General features: G+C 46.7%; 14 protein-coding genes. 7 read left to right on the forward strand and 7 right to left on the reverse strand.

The window, feature by feature from the left end; genetic code table 11:
- Window positions 1–15: 15 nt before the first annotated feature.
- On the forward strand, window positions 16–642 hold the full coding sequence (locus tag AC55FS_RS16810) for a LysE family translocator (RefSeq protein ID WP_496933425.1): 627 nt from the start codon (window positions 16–18) through the stop codon (window positions 640–642).
- Window positions 643–904: 262 nt separating this feature from the next.
- Entirely contained in the window at window positions 905–1,660 is a 756-nt protein-coding gene (bla, locus tag AC55FS_RS16815) for a subclass B2 metallo-beta-lactamase (protein ID WP_496933426.1), read from the forward strand.
- A gap of 337 nt (window positions 1,661–1,997) precedes the next feature.
- Here bla and AC55FS_RS16820 read toward each other — a convergent pair whose 3' ends face one another.
- Both AC55FS_RS16820 and AC55FS_RS16825 read right to left on the reverse strand, forming a co-directional pair.
- Window positions 1,998–2,474, reverse strand: coding sequence for a Cdi1I family immunity protein (locus tag AC55FS_RS16820; RefSeq protein WP_496933427.1), 477 nt, complete (start codon window positions 2,472–2,474; stop codon window positions 1,998–2,000).
- Window positions 2,475–2,482: 8 nt separating this feature from the next.
- Window positions 2,483–4,585, reverse strand: coding sequence for a S8 family serine peptidase (locus AC55FS_RS16825; RefSeq protein ID WP_496933428.1), 2,103 nt, complete (start codon window positions 4,583–4,585; stop codon window positions 2,483–2,485).
- Between the two features lie 239 nt (window positions 4,586–4,824).
- On the opposite strand from AC55FS_RS16825, the gene AC55FS_RS16830 reads away from it, so the two are divergent.
- The 3 genes from AC55FS_RS16830 to AC55FS_RS16840 all read left to right on the forward strand — a co-directional run bounded on the left by AC55FS_RS16830 (window position 4,825) and on the right by AC55FS_RS16840 (window position 7,113).
- Window positions 4,825–5,751, forward strand: a complete 927-nt coding sequence (locus AC55FS_RS16830) for an AraC family transcriptional regulator (RefSeq protein WP_496933429.1) — start codon at window positions 4,825–4,827, stop codon at window positions 5,749–5,751.
- A 306-nt stretch (window positions 5,752–6,057) separates the two neighbouring features.
- On the forward strand, window positions 6,058–6,558 hold the full coding sequence (locus AC55FS_RS16835; protein ID WP_496933430.1) for an endonuclease V: 501 nt from the start codon (window positions 6,058–6,060) through the stop codon (window positions 6,556–6,558).
- A gap of 174 nt (window positions 6,559–6,732) precedes the next feature.
- The gene (locus AC55FS_RS16840) at window positions 6,733–7,113 is read left to right on the forward strand and encodes a DoxX-like family protein (RefSeq protein ID WP_496933431.1); all 381 of its coding nucleotides are present in this window, start codon (window positions 6,733–6,735) and stop codon (window positions 7,111–7,113) included.
- A 57-nt stretch (window positions 7,114–7,170) separates the two neighbouring features.
- On the opposite strand, the gene AC55FS_RS16845 is transcribed toward AC55FS_RS16840, so the two are convergent.
- Entirely contained in the window at window positions 7,171–7,866 is a 696-nt protein-coding gene (locus AC55FS_RS16845) for an aspartate/glutamate racemase family protein (RefSeq protein WP_496933432.1), read from the reverse strand.
- Window positions 7,867–8,065: 199 nt separating this feature from the next.
- On the opposite strand from AC55FS_RS16845, the gene AC55FS_RS16850 reads away from it, so the two are divergent.
- Both AC55FS_RS16850 and AC55FS_RS16855 read left to right on the forward strand, forming a co-directional pair.
- The gene (locus AC55FS_RS16850; protein WP_496933434.1) at window positions 8,066–9,262 is read left to right on the forward strand and encodes an MFS transporter; all 1,197 of its coding nucleotides are present in this window, start codon (window positions 8,066–8,068) and stop codon (window positions 9,260–9,262) included.
- 490 nt (window positions 9,263–9,752) lie between these two features.
- Window positions 9,753–11,027 (forward strand): aerolysin family beta-barrel pore-forming toxin, encoded by a 1,275-nt coding sequence (locus tag AC55FS_RS16855; RefSeq protein ID WP_496933435.1) that lies wholly within the window; start codon window positions 9,753–9,755, stop codon window positions 11,025–11,027.
- 42 nt (window positions 11,028–11,069) lie between these two features.
- Here the strand turns inward: AC55FS_RS16855 and AC55FS_RS16860 are convergent, their stop codons facing one another.
- From AC55FS_RS16860 to AC55FS_RS16875, 4 genes are all read right to left on the reverse strand, one after another.
- Window positions 11,070–11,561 (reverse strand): DUF4442 domain-containing protein, encoded by a 492-nt coding sequence (locus AC55FS_RS16860; protein ID WP_496933436.1) that lies wholly within the window; start codon window positions 11,559–11,561, stop codon window positions 11,070–11,072.
- A 4-nt stretch (window positions 11,562–11,565) separates the two neighbouring features.
- Window positions 11,566–12,543 (reverse strand): NAD(P)-dependent alcohol dehydrogenase, encoded by a 978-nt coding sequence (locus AC55FS_RS16865; RefSeq protein WP_496933437.1) that lies wholly within the window; start codon window positions 12,541–12,543, stop codon window positions 11,566–11,568.
- Between the two features lie 205 nt (window positions 12,544–12,748).
- Window positions 12,749–13,342 (reverse strand): TetR/AcrR family transcriptional regulator, encoded by a 594-nt coding sequence (locus tag AC55FS_RS16870; protein ID WP_496933438.1) that lies wholly within the window; start codon window positions 13,340–13,342, stop codon window positions 12,749–12,751.
- A 247-nt stretch (window positions 13,343–13,589) separates the two neighbouring features.
- Entirely contained in the window at window positions 13,590–14,849 is a 1,260-nt protein-coding gene (locus AC55FS_RS16875; protein ID WP_496933439.1) for a phosphatidylinositol-specific phospholipase C domain-containing protein, read from the reverse strand.
- Window positions 14,850–14,889 lie beyond the last annotated feature (40 nt).

Raw genomic sequence — 14,889 nt, forward strand, 5'->3', positions numbered from 1 at the left:
AACACCGGAGCCACCATGTTCGCTGCTGAGGTATTTTTTCCCTATACACTGGCCTGCCTGTTACTGGTATTTACCCCGGGCCCAGATAATTTATTAGCCATGGCGCGTGGACTCAGCCAGGGAAAACGGGCTGCTTGCCTATCGGCGTTAGCATCGGGAGCGGGAATTTTATTTCATGTATTAACCGCCACCTTAGGCCTCACCCTGCTGATTCACAGCTCAGAGCAGGTGTTTTTGCTGGTGAAGATAGTTGGAGCCAGCTATTTAATCTGGCTCGGTATAAAAGCACTAAAGTCCGACGCTCTGTTTTCGCTAGAAACCCAGCCCAGTAAGACATTCGCCAGGCTATTTATGACCAGCTTTTTGTCTGCCGCCCTTAACCCCAAGCCTGGTTTATTTGTGCTGGCCTTTATCCCACAGTTTATCGACCCTCAAGCAGCATCAGTGACAACACAAATGCTGATGTATGGAATATGGTTTGCGCTGCTCACCAGCATTGGATTTGGCTTAATGGGTATTTCGGCGACTAAGCTATCAAGCTGGTTAAAGCACAAACCAGGTACTGTTAAAGTCTTCAATACTGGATCGGGCATGACCTTTATTGGTACCGGCTTAGGCATTACATTAGTCAAACCAGTTTAGATTTAAAAGTTTCATGCATAATCCAAAGCTTTTTAAATCGTTGATAAACACGGATTCTGCTCCGCGACACTCAGCCAATCAGACATAGCCAAAGACAGCTAGCAAACCTTTACCATTGTCTAGTTACCAGATCTGTTAACCCTCTGTATGCTAACCCAATCAATCGCTATATCACTACAGAGCAAGCATTAGCAATCACAACCGACTAGCAAGCAAAACACTTAACAAACCCGAATCAAACACCAGCAAAATGACCAAGACAATGACCTTTAAGCCACTTATTGCACTAACACTACTAATATTATCAATAACATCAATAGCCAAAGAGAGTATTTCTATAGAGGCACTTGCAGACAATGAACGAGTATTCGTTATCAAAGACAGCTTCTATTACTTGGAGAACTCGGCCGCCTATATTGGAGAAGAAGAAATCATCCTACTTGGCGCCACCTGGAGCCCCAAAACAGCGAGTTTACTGCACCAAGAGTTGCAATCGCGCTTTGACAAGCCAGTCACAGCGGTTATTAACACCAATTACCACCCAGATAGAGCGGGCGGCAACGCTTATTGGCGCCAACAAGGCATCGACATATACGCCACCCAAAAGACCTACGACCTGATGAAGCGGTCATTTGCCTCTATGGCAGACAAGATGAAAACCATGTTAGATGGCTACCCGGATATACCTTTAGCTCTGCCGAACAAAATCATCAAAGACAATGATGAACTCTTAGCAGGAGCTATTCAGACCCTATATCTTGGCGAATCACACACATCCGATGGCATTATGGTATACATGCCAGAAGAGAAAGTTCTGTACGCCAGTTGCATTCTTAAAACAAAGTTAGGCAATCTTTCTGACGCTAATGTTGAAGAGTACCCTAAGACATTACAAAAACTAAAAGACCTGAACCTCGATATCAAAACCATCATTGCAGGCCACGACGAGGCCATTAACTCGCCAGACCTGATTGATCATTATCTCAGTCTCCTAAAAACCGTAGAGCCAAACACATAAAATCACCTCAACAACCAACCACTGGGGTCCAACATCGGATCCCGGCGGCTTTAGCGATATCAATAGCCGTATAAATAGAGCATATACCAAACAGTTCTAGCACTTAACCTTAGACTATCATCATCCAAATACTAAGCATTCTTAGACTTTCATATTTGCAACATGACCCATATCCAAGAGCAGTTCATTCAAGAAACTTATACTAGCGGCCAGGGATACTCCCCTAACCGCTCATGAGGATTTAAAGAATAAATTCCAAAATATCAAGAACCAAATTAATTCATAAAAAGGACATCAACAATTGAAAAACCTAGAAATTCCATAAAGCCTTTAAAATTTAATTTAGACATATAGGCCCCAACCTATCGTTAGTAAACAATCTGGTATCCGAATCACAGGCCGGTTCCATACCAGCGTAAAAGCATGAGATACCAAACGTCAAAGCCAAATTCTCTGAAAAGTTGTGTAGACAATCAACAAATTGTTTATCAAAGGACAGATCAAGGTCACAGATGTCAAAGCTCAACTCCACATCAAACCTAGTATCATACTTGACCAATCGAAATTGGACGAAATCAACCAAGGCCCCATCAAAGTTGAGTTCTTTCAAATGAAATAGCATTGTCAGACTACCGTCGAAGTCAACGATCTGCCCAATGGTCGCTTCCGAGAACTCTAGGCCAGCCATAAAGTCAAAATTTTCACTACACTGAAAATTTGACATCCCTTTTGATCTATCTTTCAAAGAACATATCAGCTGAAAGATATCAGTACTTTCATCACACTCAAAAACAACTTCACAAACTTCGCCCACAACAAGCCTCAATCTACGAAAGTCTTAAAAGTAAAATCCATATTTAATCGGACACCTCTACCGTCATCCAGTCTCTTCTCAAGGAAGTTTCTACCATTACTCAGGACCGTTTTAAATTCACCTGGCCCATTAACAACTGCTCTAAAATGTTTCAAAGCCTGATCATTCCAAGTTTTCATTGACCCTGTCATCTTGCCCCAAATTTCAGGTTTACGACCGGCATGTTTTGAGAGAGCATGGCCTATAACTGTAGAACCTTTTTTTGCAATCTGGGCAGATTTAAGAGCTATCTTCATTTGACTGAACGATAACCCTGCAAGCCCTTGCGAAGCAGTTGGCCCGCCTCCTCCAGTTATACTACCACGAAAAGCTCCGCCACCGACTCTACCTCCCCCCTCGTTATAGAATGGATTGATATTCACAAAGTCGACCGGCTGCAAAGAAGACCAGTTCCCGCCCATACTACTGGGCACCTCAGCATAAACAACCGGCAGGTTACCAAACCCAGAGTGACCCAAACCACCACAACTAGCCAGATAACTACTGCACAGTGAGTTATACTTTCTCTTTTCGCCCTCTAATTGATAGCCATTGTCGCCCACCGCAATGTAACCCAAGCGTGGTCGTGCTGACTCATTGCAACTTGCTAACCAACGCCAACTGGATGATTCAGACGGCAATATCCCGTGGTTATCTGTCAATGCCAAATACTGCTCGCCATCATAAGTCACCCGATCACCAGCATAATAAGGTGCATTGATATACCAGCCTTGATCACACTGAGATGCCAGATCTGAATCGACACTCTCACTGTTCAAAACACGATGCGCTTTATCAAACTGCACTAAACCATCACCGTATCCCAGTTCTTGGCTTTCTTTAGCCAATGTCATTCGTACAGCTTGTAGCAAGTCGTTACGACTGGCGTCAGGGTTCAATGACCAGAGCTTGGCTATACCAGCCGATACAATTGCGGCAGCCTGTGACGTTCCTGATAACATTAAGCTAGGGGACTGCTGCTGGTTAATCTGCCACTGCCTTGCTGCCAATTCATCACTACTGAGCGATGTCGATACCAATAAGGTGGGCTGATCGATCGGATAATTAAGACGGTCTATGACCATATCCAGCTTTACTGGATCGTAATATAAAACTTGCAACTGCCCCCCAGAGCCTTTGCACTGCTGTGAAGCACTCTGCAAAAAGTCATGCTGGGCCTGAGTTAAAGAACCTGTTAAAAATTGCTGTGCAACAATATCGTTATTTAGCTGGGTATAACAGTCAGCGTTACTTGATAGTTGATGAGGATACTGCCACTGGCCATAATCTAACTGGACTGCCTTCAAAGACAAGCCGCTTGGGTCGACAATTTCATCAACAATAAAACGCTGAGTGGTAAAAGATGAATAAACGTTGACGCCAGGAGCAACTAAGTCGACCCCCTGGTTGCGAGCACTAAAGCTCGCAAGACTTTGATCTGCTTCTACTGCACCGACGGAGATAACGTTAAAATAGCCTGCGGGAAAAGTAATATAGTCTTGATCATATGATGAACTGCCATGATGATTCCCAGCTGCAGCTACGACAATAGCTGAGTTTTCGTACACAGCACGATCGATTACATTCCTAACTTCAGCTGAAGGGGTTAGGCCAGTAAGTGATAAATTTATTATATTAGCTTGCGCTGTAATGCAATTCTCGATAGCCCGAACAAGATCCGCATCTTTCACAATAGGGACACCATCTATGTTGATGGCAGCAACATTCTGCGAATGAATATTAAGGTCATATCCATTCGACAGATTGGCAACAATACCAGCAATATGACTACCATGACCAAACTTATCATCATACCAATATGGCAATCCGGATATATTGTCGCCACTAATTACACTGCCAGATAAATCTGGGTGGTTGCTGTCCACACCAGAGTCAACGATACAGACCTGAACTTGTTTTGTACCTGTCTGTTTTTTAAAATCCGATAGGCCTGTTATAGTCTGCCAGTCAGTCATTTCTACGGCCTGAGATGAAAAAACTGACAAAAGTGTCAATTTAACTATCAGACTTGATACTTTTATTTTTGAATACAAGCTTCTTGCTAGATTCATCGCCTTTCCTTGTTGACGAGTTAAGGGGAGGCGCAATCTATTTTTTAACCATCCCAAGGTCAAGAACTGTCAAATAATACTTTCGTATTAAGTAAAAATCGATATCTATACTTGATAATGTTTTATGACGAAAAAGTAGACATCTAAGCCGTATGGAAGTCAGCATTCACTCTAATCAATGATAGATATATGATACTCCCAATATATAGCTAAGCGTCGGTATTGAAGAAATAGGCAAGATGAAACCCACCCTAGCGCCCGATACAGAGAAATCAACACAGCAGTATAGGGTTCGTATGCATCGAGTACTGGCCTATATTGATCAGCATATCGACCAGCCACTAACGCTGGTAACCCTGGCACAGGTGGCGCATTTTTCTCCGTATCACTTTCATAGACTGTTCGCTGCCCTAACGGGCTATACACTCGGTGACTATCTCAGCCGACGTCGGTTAGAGATCGCTGCCGTTCGACTGTTATCTCAACCTAAAAGTCGGGTATTGGATATTGCGTTAGCCGTTGGCTTTACCTCGGGAGAGGCGTTTAGTCGTGCCTTTGCTCGCCACTTCTTATGCTCTCCCAGCCGCTGGCGAAAAAAACAACCCAATAACACAGACAGCAATATCGATCAGGTTTTGGTATCAACTAAGTCTTATGCTGCTATTTCAAACCTACAGCCAGGAGAATGCAGCATGAAAGTATCATTGATCGAACGTGCGCCTGTGACCATTGCTTATCTGCGACACCAAGGGCCGTATGGCCAGTCAGTATCACGCTTCTGGAGCGAGGTCTATATGCCCTGGGCACAACTCAATCAACTACCTGACGACCATGCCAGATACGGCATAGGCCATGACGACCCGAGTATCACTGCCCCAGAGCATTGTCGTTATGATGCCTGCGCAGAAGTAGCTGACGACTTTGTTATCCAGGGCGATGCGATAAAAACGACTTTACCCGGTGGTTTATATGCCGTTCATACCTTCTATGACCAGGTTGATAAGCTTGCTAGCAGCTGGGCTGAGCTGCTTAAAACCTGGCTTCCCAGTAGCGGTTATCAGCTCGACAACCGCCCTTGCTTCGAGTATTACCGGCCCGGTGCAGATTACGATAAAAACAGCGGACAGTTTGAGTGCGATATTTGCATTCCTATTATGCCACTGTAAATTCACATTTGTGCTGATTTGGGGTCGGTTTTCCGTGGAAGTGGTCCTTGGGTAATCGCAGTATCTATCTTAGGTGAGTCCTAAATTGACTCGCCGTTAAGCCCTTTATAGGTTCCCCGCCAAGGGCCATATTGATCTCATTGCTAAGTTTTATATGCTGCATTTGCTGTCAAGGTTTCAGTGAAGGAATCAAAGCAACCCCAAAACCACTTTGCTTGTGTTTAATACAGCAAGCTATACAATTAGCTGCGTTAAACCCTTAGCGCTCCAACTATCACTCCCCTTAGCATGGCCTTATCCTCTCACATGAAACTTGCTATTGACGTTCATTACCAAGACGACAGCGCCTGGGTAGCAGGCATATTATTCAATGACTGGCACAGCCCTGACTTCCATAAAAAAGTCTGCATTCAGGTGAGCGATATTGAACCCTATGAACCAGGAAGCTTTTACAAGCGCGAACTGCCTTGCATTCTTGCTTTACTGCAGCAGATATCAGAAGACGTAGAGATGATCATTATTGATGGCTACGTCACCCTCGGTGAAGAGGAAAAACCAGGCTTAGGCGCACATCTATTTAAACATTTAAAAGGGAAAATCCCCATTATAGGTGTTGCTAAAAATCGTTTTACCAACACACCTGATCAGTGCGCGCTGTTGCGTGGAGCGAGTAAAAAACCACTGTTTATTACTTGCTTAGGGATTGAGCTTGTCGATGCCAAGCAGTGCATTCAAACCATGCATGGCCAGCACAGGATACCTACCTTATTGAAGTTGGCCGATTCAGAATGTCGGCAAAGGAATTAAAGGAATCATGACTCCTGTTCCTATTGGGCCATTAAACGGTGCCGATAACCACCCCAAACAGGCTCACCATTTAAGTGAGCCCTGATCGTATGTTAAAGGTGTACAATCTGGCTGATTTTTTAACATCCTTGTTTAAACATATCTGCTTTTCAATCGCTGAATGAGGAACACTCAATGTCGTCTGCACAGATCGCCCGTTATCTGATCAGCTTTAGCTGGCTCTACCATGGCCTAGTTCCAAAACTGCTGCACGTCGCTCCATTAGAAAAGCTGATGACGGCAAGTTTTGGTTTTGCCGATGATATCTCTTATGTGATTACTAAGGTGGCGGGAATCTCGGAATTACTGTTTGCCGTGGTGTTTTTTATATTCTACCGATCAACGGCGGTTGTAGTACTCAATATCATGGCACTCATGGGCTTGTTAGGCTTTGTCGCTGCCTTGCAACCCCAGCTGTTGATGGAAGCTTTCAATCCAGTGACGACCAACCTAACCCTTATCGGTTTGAGCTTGGTGCTTTTAAACGAAACTAAATCTGCCAATAAACCGTGGTAAAACCGGCCCAGGCAGAACCTGGGCAAGCTCTTGGCCATATTGCAACGACGCAAAAACTTAATGGTCGGTTAACATCCACTCTACCGCAGCTTCAGCATGTACCTGACAGGTATCGACCAACAAGGTTTGGCTGTGTTCGGGCTGCACCAGCAAACCAATCTCGGTACAACCCAAAATCACTGCACCCGCACCGCGCTGCTGTAAGTCGTTGATAATGGCGCAGTACTGCTGCCGGGATTCATCCCTTATCTGGCCACGGCACAGCTCTTCGTAAATCACCTTGTGTACGATGTCACGCTGCTCTGGCGTTGGGATTAATGTATCGATAGCAAAGCGGCTAAGACGATCCGCATAAAACCCCTGCTCCATGGTAAAGCGTGTGCCCAACAAGCCAGCCTCAGTGATGCCTTGCTGCTGTAACGCAGCAGCGGTGGCATCAGCAATATGCAGTAATGGAATATTAACCGCCTCTTCAACCTGCCCAGCCAGCTTGTGCATGGTATTGGTACAAATCATGACCGCATCAGCACCGGCTTGCTGCAGCTTTTGCGCATGGTCGCATAACAGTTGTGTTAACCGATCCCAATGGCCATCGGCCTGCCATTGAGCGACCATAGCAAAGTCCAAGCTGGACATCAGCAGTGAGGCCGAGTGCAGACCACCCAGGCGTTGCTGCACGCCGCGATTGATCATCTGGTAATAGGTCAACGTGGATTCCCAGCTCATTCCGCCGATCAGGCCAATGGTTTTCATAAAGCATTTCACCAACAAGTAGAACAGCGCTACAGAGTAGCTTGTCGGCGATAAGGCAACAGAATCAGTGGTGCAAATACTGACCAGTACAGTTGCAACTGCACTTTAGGATTTGCAACAGTGCATTCTGCCGCAGGCGCTTGCCACAACGGGCTGGCAACCCCTAAGGTATGTGCCCAACTACCGCCATTGTATGTGTATGTCACCCTCTCCTGCCTTTAGTGAACGCTGGCTGGTTGTGCTGATTGCGGCCGTCCAGTTTATTAACATCGTCGATTTCATGATGGTCGCGCCCCTTGGGCCAGACCTGTCTGCTGGGCTGGGAATAGCCACGTCACAGATGGGCATTGTCACCGGCGTCTATGCCGTCGGCGGCACCATCAGTTCATTAATCGCCTCAACCTGGCTTGATCGCTTTGCCAGACGAAGTGCCATGGTGTTTTGCTTATTTGGCTTAGCGATCAGCACCACAGCGGCTGCCCTGTCTTTTGATACCCTTTCCCTATTACTGGCACGCGCCGCAGCCGGAGCTTTTGGTGGCCCTGCCATGGCATTGGCCATGGCGATTTTAATTGATGCCATTCCCGCCGAACGCAGGGGCCGGGCCATGGGACAAGTAGCCGGAGCCTTTTCCTTAGCATCAGTGTTAGGTGTACCAGTGGGATTAGAACTCGCACGCCTTGGCACTTGGCATACACCGTTTTGGGTAATAGGCGGGCTGACACTGCTGTTAACCCTGGTAGCCGCCATGATGTTGCCCAAGCAGCAGGCACAGCACAGTGTTAATCCACCGCCGTCTTGGCCATTACTGTATCGGCCAGGCCCAGCGCGTCTGGGACTAGTGATGTTGGCAATTTCTGTGATGTCCGGCTTTTTACTCATTCCGCATCTGTCGACCTTTTATCAGATCAATATGAGTTATCCGCGTGAAGATATTGGCATGCTGTATTTAGTCGGCGGCATTTTGAGCTTTTTCAGTATGCGTTTGGCCGGACGCTGTAGCGATTATTTCGGCCCGGTTAAAGTGTCTTGGGTCGTCACGGTCGGTTATTTAATCGTGTTATGGGTCACTTTTATCCATACCCAATGGTGGCTGCCAGTGATGGTGATGTTTGTTAGTTTTATGCTCATTCGTACCAGTTTAAGCGTCGCCGTCAATACGCAGTTAAGTTGGGTGCCGCCTCCTGAGCAAAGAGCCGCCTTTATGTCGTTAAAAACAGCGGTACAACATGCGGCAACGGCCATGGGTGGCATAGTGTCAACTTGGATTCTTAGCCAAGATGAGCACGGCGCTTTGCAAAATATTGCGGCCCTTTCAGTATTAGCCGCGGTGTTGGCGGTACTGCAACCCGTGTTTATGGCCCGCCTTCAACGCCAAATGGGCGAAAAGCAATAGCCTAGAGCTTGTTATACTTTTTAGTGGTTGGAGTCAGCCCAGCCAGTTAGTAACAATATTATCAAATAATATTAACCGGCTCTATCGAGGTGACATCTTGGCCCAGAATCAACTGGGCCTGGCTTTCCATTTTCCTTAAACCGCCCCAAATACCCACATTTATTTAGTGGTTAAGACCAATCAATTTGCCCATAAATAATTGATAAAAAACATATAACGACATCGATCTGTTCACAGTTTTACGAGCCAACAAAAATACCCATAAATATTGACTTTTTTATCAGAAGAACGTCAGTTCAGGCATTGCAACCCAGCAATCATGACAAAGTACCAAAGCTAAGCTAGATCATAGTCGTACACCACTTGCGCCATTACTAATTGCGCTTACAGCATCGACTGTTCCACCATGCCTGTGCTTTCTCAGACTTTGGTGATCAGGAAGTACCCAAGTTAGTGAATGCATGCTCCAATAATAATTAAGGTACTCAGCATGTTTATTAATCACTGCAAACTGGCCGTCGCCGTGTCGGCCATCACTCTTTCCTCTATTTCTTTGGCCGCAACTTCAGACGATATCCCAAATTATGGCGATAAACTCTATGCACAACAGGACGCCGCCAATCTAAAATACAGCATTATTTCCGATCCAGAATTCCATCGGCCATTGGCTTATATGGCGCATTTTATGGGCTTTGCCTGGTGTGGAGGCACCGGTTCTCAGTATGTTGGAGAAGACTTCAGCATCACGCAAAACAACTCCGATTTATACACCTTACAAGCCAGATACAACGCCAACGATGCCAATGCCAGTGGCTACCGCGCCAGTGAGCGACTGAAGATGGAAGTTTCAAATATTCGGTTTATCACTAACCCAGGCGAGCTGCAGTTAGGTGAGGCTCAGGTTTACGACAGAGAGCCGATTAAAACCGTCACCTATATTGTAAGAAATGAGGGAAATACCGACGATACCAAGGTTGCTACCTTAACCTATAACGAAACGGAAAGCTGGTCAAAACAGGATAACTTTTCTTTTACTGAAACCATCGGCATTACCAACAGCTACGAATTTGGCCTCAAACTCTTCGGCGGAAAAACTGAAATAAAAGCAGAGTTCAGTGCCAGCCAAGGCTGGAGCGAAACCAATGGCAACAGCGATACCGTCTCTCAAAGTGCTCAATATCGCGCCATTGTCCCTGCCCGCAGTCAGCGGGAAATCACCATTACCTTCTTTAAACAAAAAGCCGATATTCCGTATCAAGCCAATATGTATATGGACTACCACCTCACGTTTGAAAACTTTTTGCGCTGGGGCGGCAATGCCAGAACCGATCACCCCACAGATCGTCCCTGGGAAAAGTATACCTTTGGTGGTCGCAACCAACTCAACGCAGCAGAAGACATGCTCGACCAATACCTGCATAAACACATTAATGGCTATGGTCCCTGGGACTGGGATTGGATGATCCAGGAGCATGGTGCCGATTCATTACGCTGGGCCCTAGGCAGCAGCACTAAACGTCGCCACGTAGTCCCCATGACCGGAAAATTCACCACAGTCGATGCTAGCCAGTATCACATCACCGCAGGGCCTGCGATTCCGCTGACAGATGATGAGCTTAGTCAGTCGTCTAACCTACGGCAAAAACGTAGCCTCGTTAGGAATGTCGGTGGCACTGTGCTGAAAAAAGTGGATGAGCAAAACTACGACTGGGAAGACCGTGTCAGCAACGTGCGCTTAACCCTGGAAAACCGCCTGCAGCAATAGCTCAGCGATACGCACCCGGCCAGAATAATCTGGCCGGGGTGACTATGTTAATGGCTTCACTATTCCCGACTGCTGATGGTTTTCACCAGAATCAACCTGTAGCTCTTTTATGCAACGCATATGAACCAGGCCTTGTTGATTTACCAATTCAATAACAAGGCCAATGCGGGCGCGCTTAGAATCATTCAGCTGTTGTTGGATATTTTGCACTTGTTGATGTGATAAACGAAAGTAGCCAAACAAGGTTTCGCGGCTGGGTTTAATAAACTGAATATCTGCCTGACGGTCGATAACACGATATCGTCTGCCGAGTATCCGGTACAACATAACCGCGTATATTGGATCAACGGCAGCATATAGACTGCCTCCCCAGGTAATCCGCATATGATTTTTGGTTCGCCAGTTACAGGGCAACGCAATATCGACCCGATGAAAGCAGGCTGAAACAAAGGTGATACGAGCGCCACTGCGACGGTAAGCAGGGAATAAATTCCCGCCCCAACGCCACAACTTAGATTCGAAAGATTCTTGCATGGGCTTATTCGGTGCGAATAATGATTTTGCCAACCGCACGCCGACTCTGACTGCGCAGATGCGCCTGGGCTATATCGGCCATGGCATACACAGAATCCACCACAGGCGTAATAGCACCTATTGTTAACAGCCGACTGATCTCAGCCAGTTGCGACTTCGATGGCTTTACCATAACCACGCGACAGCGGCGGTGTGGAATCTTCATCACGGTTAACACACGACTTAACACGGTTTTCACCAACGCCTGCATCGATGGCACAGTGGTGACAAAAGTGCCCTGAGGCGTTAGCTTTCTGATCGCCTGCTGAGGCTGGCTTTGGCCTATGGTATCGAATATCACATCGTATTGAGGTTGCAATGAAGACAGCGTCTGATGGTGGTAGTCATAGACGGTTTGTGCTCCCAACGATTGTACCACTGTAGCGTTTTTTTCACTGCACGTGGCTTCAACCACAGCGCCTTTATGACGGGCAATTTGTACCGCAAGATGACCAACACCACCGCTGGCACCAATAATCAAGATACGCTGGCCAGCCTGAATGTTGCTAAGTTCCACCAATGCCTGCCAGGCAGTTAGCGCACATAAGGGCACACCGGCCACCTGCTCGGCTGATAAATTGCTCGGTGCTTTGACCAATTGGTTCGCCGAAATGGCCACTTGCTGGGCATAACACCCCAGACCATGACTAGGATTTTTTAACCCAAACACCAAGTCTCCAGGACATAACCCCGATACTGCAGGGCCGCATTCAAGAACTCGACCATAACAGTCACTGCCGGGAATAAAGGGAGTTTTGGGCAGCAGAAATTGCAGTTGATAGCGCCCCGCACGAATAAGGCAATCTCTTGGATTTACACTGGTTGCCAGATTTTGTACCAGCACTTCATGTGCTCTAATGGTCGGCGCCGGACATTCTGTCAGCGTTAGTACTTCGGGTTTTCCACAGCGTGTTTGAACAATGGCCTGCATAACGTCACTCATATTGGCTGAAGCCTGATATGACCATGGTCGCCCACTTCGATGCCCATCACCAAGCAATGCTGTTAATCAAATTCAATAATTTGATTAACAGCCTCATAGAGGGCCTGCCTGACCTCACTCGCTATCGATTTACGCTATTGCAGTCGGTTGGTGCTAAAACAGCACTTACAGCAAGCGAAGGAATTAATTATCTTGAGTACTCGATCTATTTTGGTGGCTTAACCGCCGCCAGCAGCATAGCACCGCTAAATTCGGCATATTGTTGGCGAAACCTTTGATACTCATCATGACCATAGCTATCTAGCAATAGCGGCTGCATCAGGCAAGGCAATAAGGTTAACGACATAAAGGCAATACGCACCACTTCGGCATCGGTGGCTGCGTCCACCTTGCCTTGTTGAATAACTTTATCAACCCATTGCTGCACCATTTTCCGCTCGTACTCAAAAGTACTTTCCATAAAACGACTTCCAGGGCCTTGCCTGAGCATATAGGTTCGAATGATGAACTTTGGCATATTCGGGTTTTCTTCATAAACAGCCATAACCCGGTTGATCACGTCAGTGAAATTTAATAAGCCCTGCTGGGCAATAATGTCGTGCAGGATATCCAAAATACGACTGTATTCCTGCCGTATCATAGCCTCAAATAGGCCCTGTTTATTATTAAAGTAGTATTTGATCATGGCGCTGGTCGTTTGCGCCCGGTCGGCAATGGCACGAATACTGACGTGATGAAAATCTTGTTCAAGAAACAGTTCACACGCCGCCAGCAATAAACGCTCTGATACCGTAGGCATAGCCCCACTCATATTGATACCGCACAATATCTGAGTATAAACCAGAGTCTATGAGCTTGGGCAATGTGACCTAGTGAAAGGACAATACTTAAAATGCATCGCTGTGATGAGTTACCTAAAGATGGAATCAGGGCAAGCTGGCGTTATCAGCATGCCCTAATGCCAATAGTGAACCTCTGAATAATTCTACACAGCCCTGCACGATCCAAAGTAGGCAGCGAATTACTCAGATGCTCCCTCGCGTTTATTACTGATTGACCTGCCAGCTCCCTTCGCTGCTTTGATCATGAGCATTCAGCCACACATGGGTAATACCACCACGTGCTTCGATCAGCGCCTGGTTATCTTTACTGTTGGTCGGTGCAGCAAAGCGGTAGCCTTGTCCGAGTTGCTGACAAGCCTGCTGGCCTTGATTCCAACTGCCCTGCCAACTACTCACTTGCCATTGATTATTGCCATCGACACAAGCAAAAAAGTGTTGTTGGCTACATTCGCTATCGTCCCAACGACCATTCTGCCATTGCACAGCACAGTCTTGGTTGCCATTGGCATTATTGGGCTCATTCACATCCCAGGACCAAATCGCCGCGGTTAAACGATCGTCGTTATGATCCATGTCATCCAAGTTGACGATATTGCCACCATTTTTAAACAACTGGCGAACATCAGCCGCCTCAATACGCTTGACCTTACCACCGGTAAAAATCGCACCAATAGCGCCGACACCCGTTCTGTCTTCCCAGGCACGATCAATCTCGCCTAAGCCGGTAAATGCCAACTGCTTCATCGCACTGTTATCAGAACAGCCGCCGTCTTTCCAAAATATGACCTGTTTTCCAGCTTGGCGCACCTGATTTTCAGTCAATGTATTAGGGATGTTGCGGCAACCGCCGCTGGCATAAATTTTATCGCCAAGGCTATTATTTAAAAGATCCATCAACTGCTGGTGATGGCCATCGGAGTGATCTTCAAAATATAAAATAATGACTTCTTGGGGATTATCATTCAGCCAGTTTTTCACTTCCGCCAAGCCTTCACTGACTCGTCGGTCTGTCAGACTGCAACCAACATGCAAATCTCCCCACTCCTGACCAATGCCAGAATGACACAATAATAAATCGGTTCCCCACTGCCATGGCCAGCCATGGGTATGGGCCGTCCAGTGCACATCTAACTCAATAAAACGTGCACCTAATCGCAACTGCTCTTCAATGCTATGTTTTTGCTGTGGGTCCAGGTAACGCGTGGCGTTGCGATAGGCTTCGGAGTTATAGCTGTTGTGGGTGCCGATAATATTATTGTTTGCCAACGGCGCATCGTCGTCCAAGCCACGTTGTAACGCTAGGGCTGTTCCGGCCCAGCTGCTATTAAACTCCTCTAATGGGTCAGTATCTGGCGTTGAACTCATGGCCAATGCCTGAGTCGCCGATAAACTCACCATCAGAGCAACGCTGGCGTTAAAACATTGACGGCCCCATTGGCCACGCAGGGAGATTGCGGATTTCATAATTACACCTTAATTGTTGTTATATCAGTGTGCTTGGGCC

It is taken from the genome of Bacterioplanes sp. CLAM21 (genome assembly GCF_059641015.1).

What these genes read in the sequence shown, in the direction of transcription:
- AC55FS_RS16810 (WP_496933425.1), top strand. Translation starts at nt 16, where the DNA reads ATGTTCGCTGCTGAGGTATTTTTTCCCTATACACTGGCCTGCCTGTTA.
- bla (WP_496933426.1), top strand. Translation starts at nt 905, where the DNA reads ATGACCTTTAAGCCACTTATTGCACTAACACTACTAATATTATCAATA.
- AC55FS_RS16825 (WP_496933428.1), bottom strand. Translation starts at nt 4,585, where the DNA reads ATGAATCTAGCAAGAAGCTTGTATTCAAAAATAAAAGTATCAAGTCTG.
- AC55FS_RS16830 (WP_496933429.1), top strand. Translation starts at nt 4,825, where the DNA reads ATGAAACCCACCCTAGCGCCCGATACAGAGAAATCAACACAGCAGTAT.
- AC55FS_RS16835 (WP_496933430.1), top strand. Translation starts at nt 6,058, where the DNA reads ATGAAACTTGCTATTGACGTTCATTACCAAGACGACAGCGCCTGGGTA.
- AC55FS_RS16840 (WP_496933431.1), top strand. Translation starts at nt 6,733, where the DNA reads ATGTCGTCTGCACAGATCGCCCGTTATCTGATCAGCTTTAGCTGGCTC.
- AC55FS_RS16845 (WP_496933432.1), bottom strand. Translation starts at nt 7,866, where the DNA reads ATGAAAACCATTGGCCTGATCGGCGGAATGAGCTGGGAATCCACGTTG.
- AC55FS_RS16850 (WP_496933434.1), top strand. Translation starts at nt 8,066, where the DNA reads ATGTCACCCTCTCCTGCCTTTAGTGAACGCTGGCTGGTTGTGCTGATT.
- AC55FS_RS16855 (WP_496933435.1), top strand. Translation starts at nt 9,753, where the DNA reads ATGTTTATTAATCACTGCAAACTGGCCGTCGCCGTGTCGGCCATCACT.
- AC55FS_RS16860 (WP_496933436.1), bottom strand. Translation starts at nt 11,561, where the DNA reads ATGCAAGAATCTTTCGAATCTAAGTTGTGGCGTTGGGGCGGGAATTTA.
- AC55FS_RS16865 (WP_496933437.1), bottom strand. Translation starts at nt 12,543, where the DNA reads ATGAGTGACGTTATGCAGGCCATTGTTCAAACACGCTGTGGAAAACCC.
- AC55FS_RS16870 (WP_496933438.1), bottom strand. Translation starts at nt 13,342, where the DNA reads ATGCCTACGGTATCAGAGCGTTTATTGCTGGCGGCGTGTGAACTGTTT.
- AC55FS_RS16875 (WP_496933439.1), bottom strand. Translation starts at nt 14,849, where the DNA reads ATGAAATCCGCAATCTCCCTGCGTGGCCAATGGGGCCGTCAATGTTTT.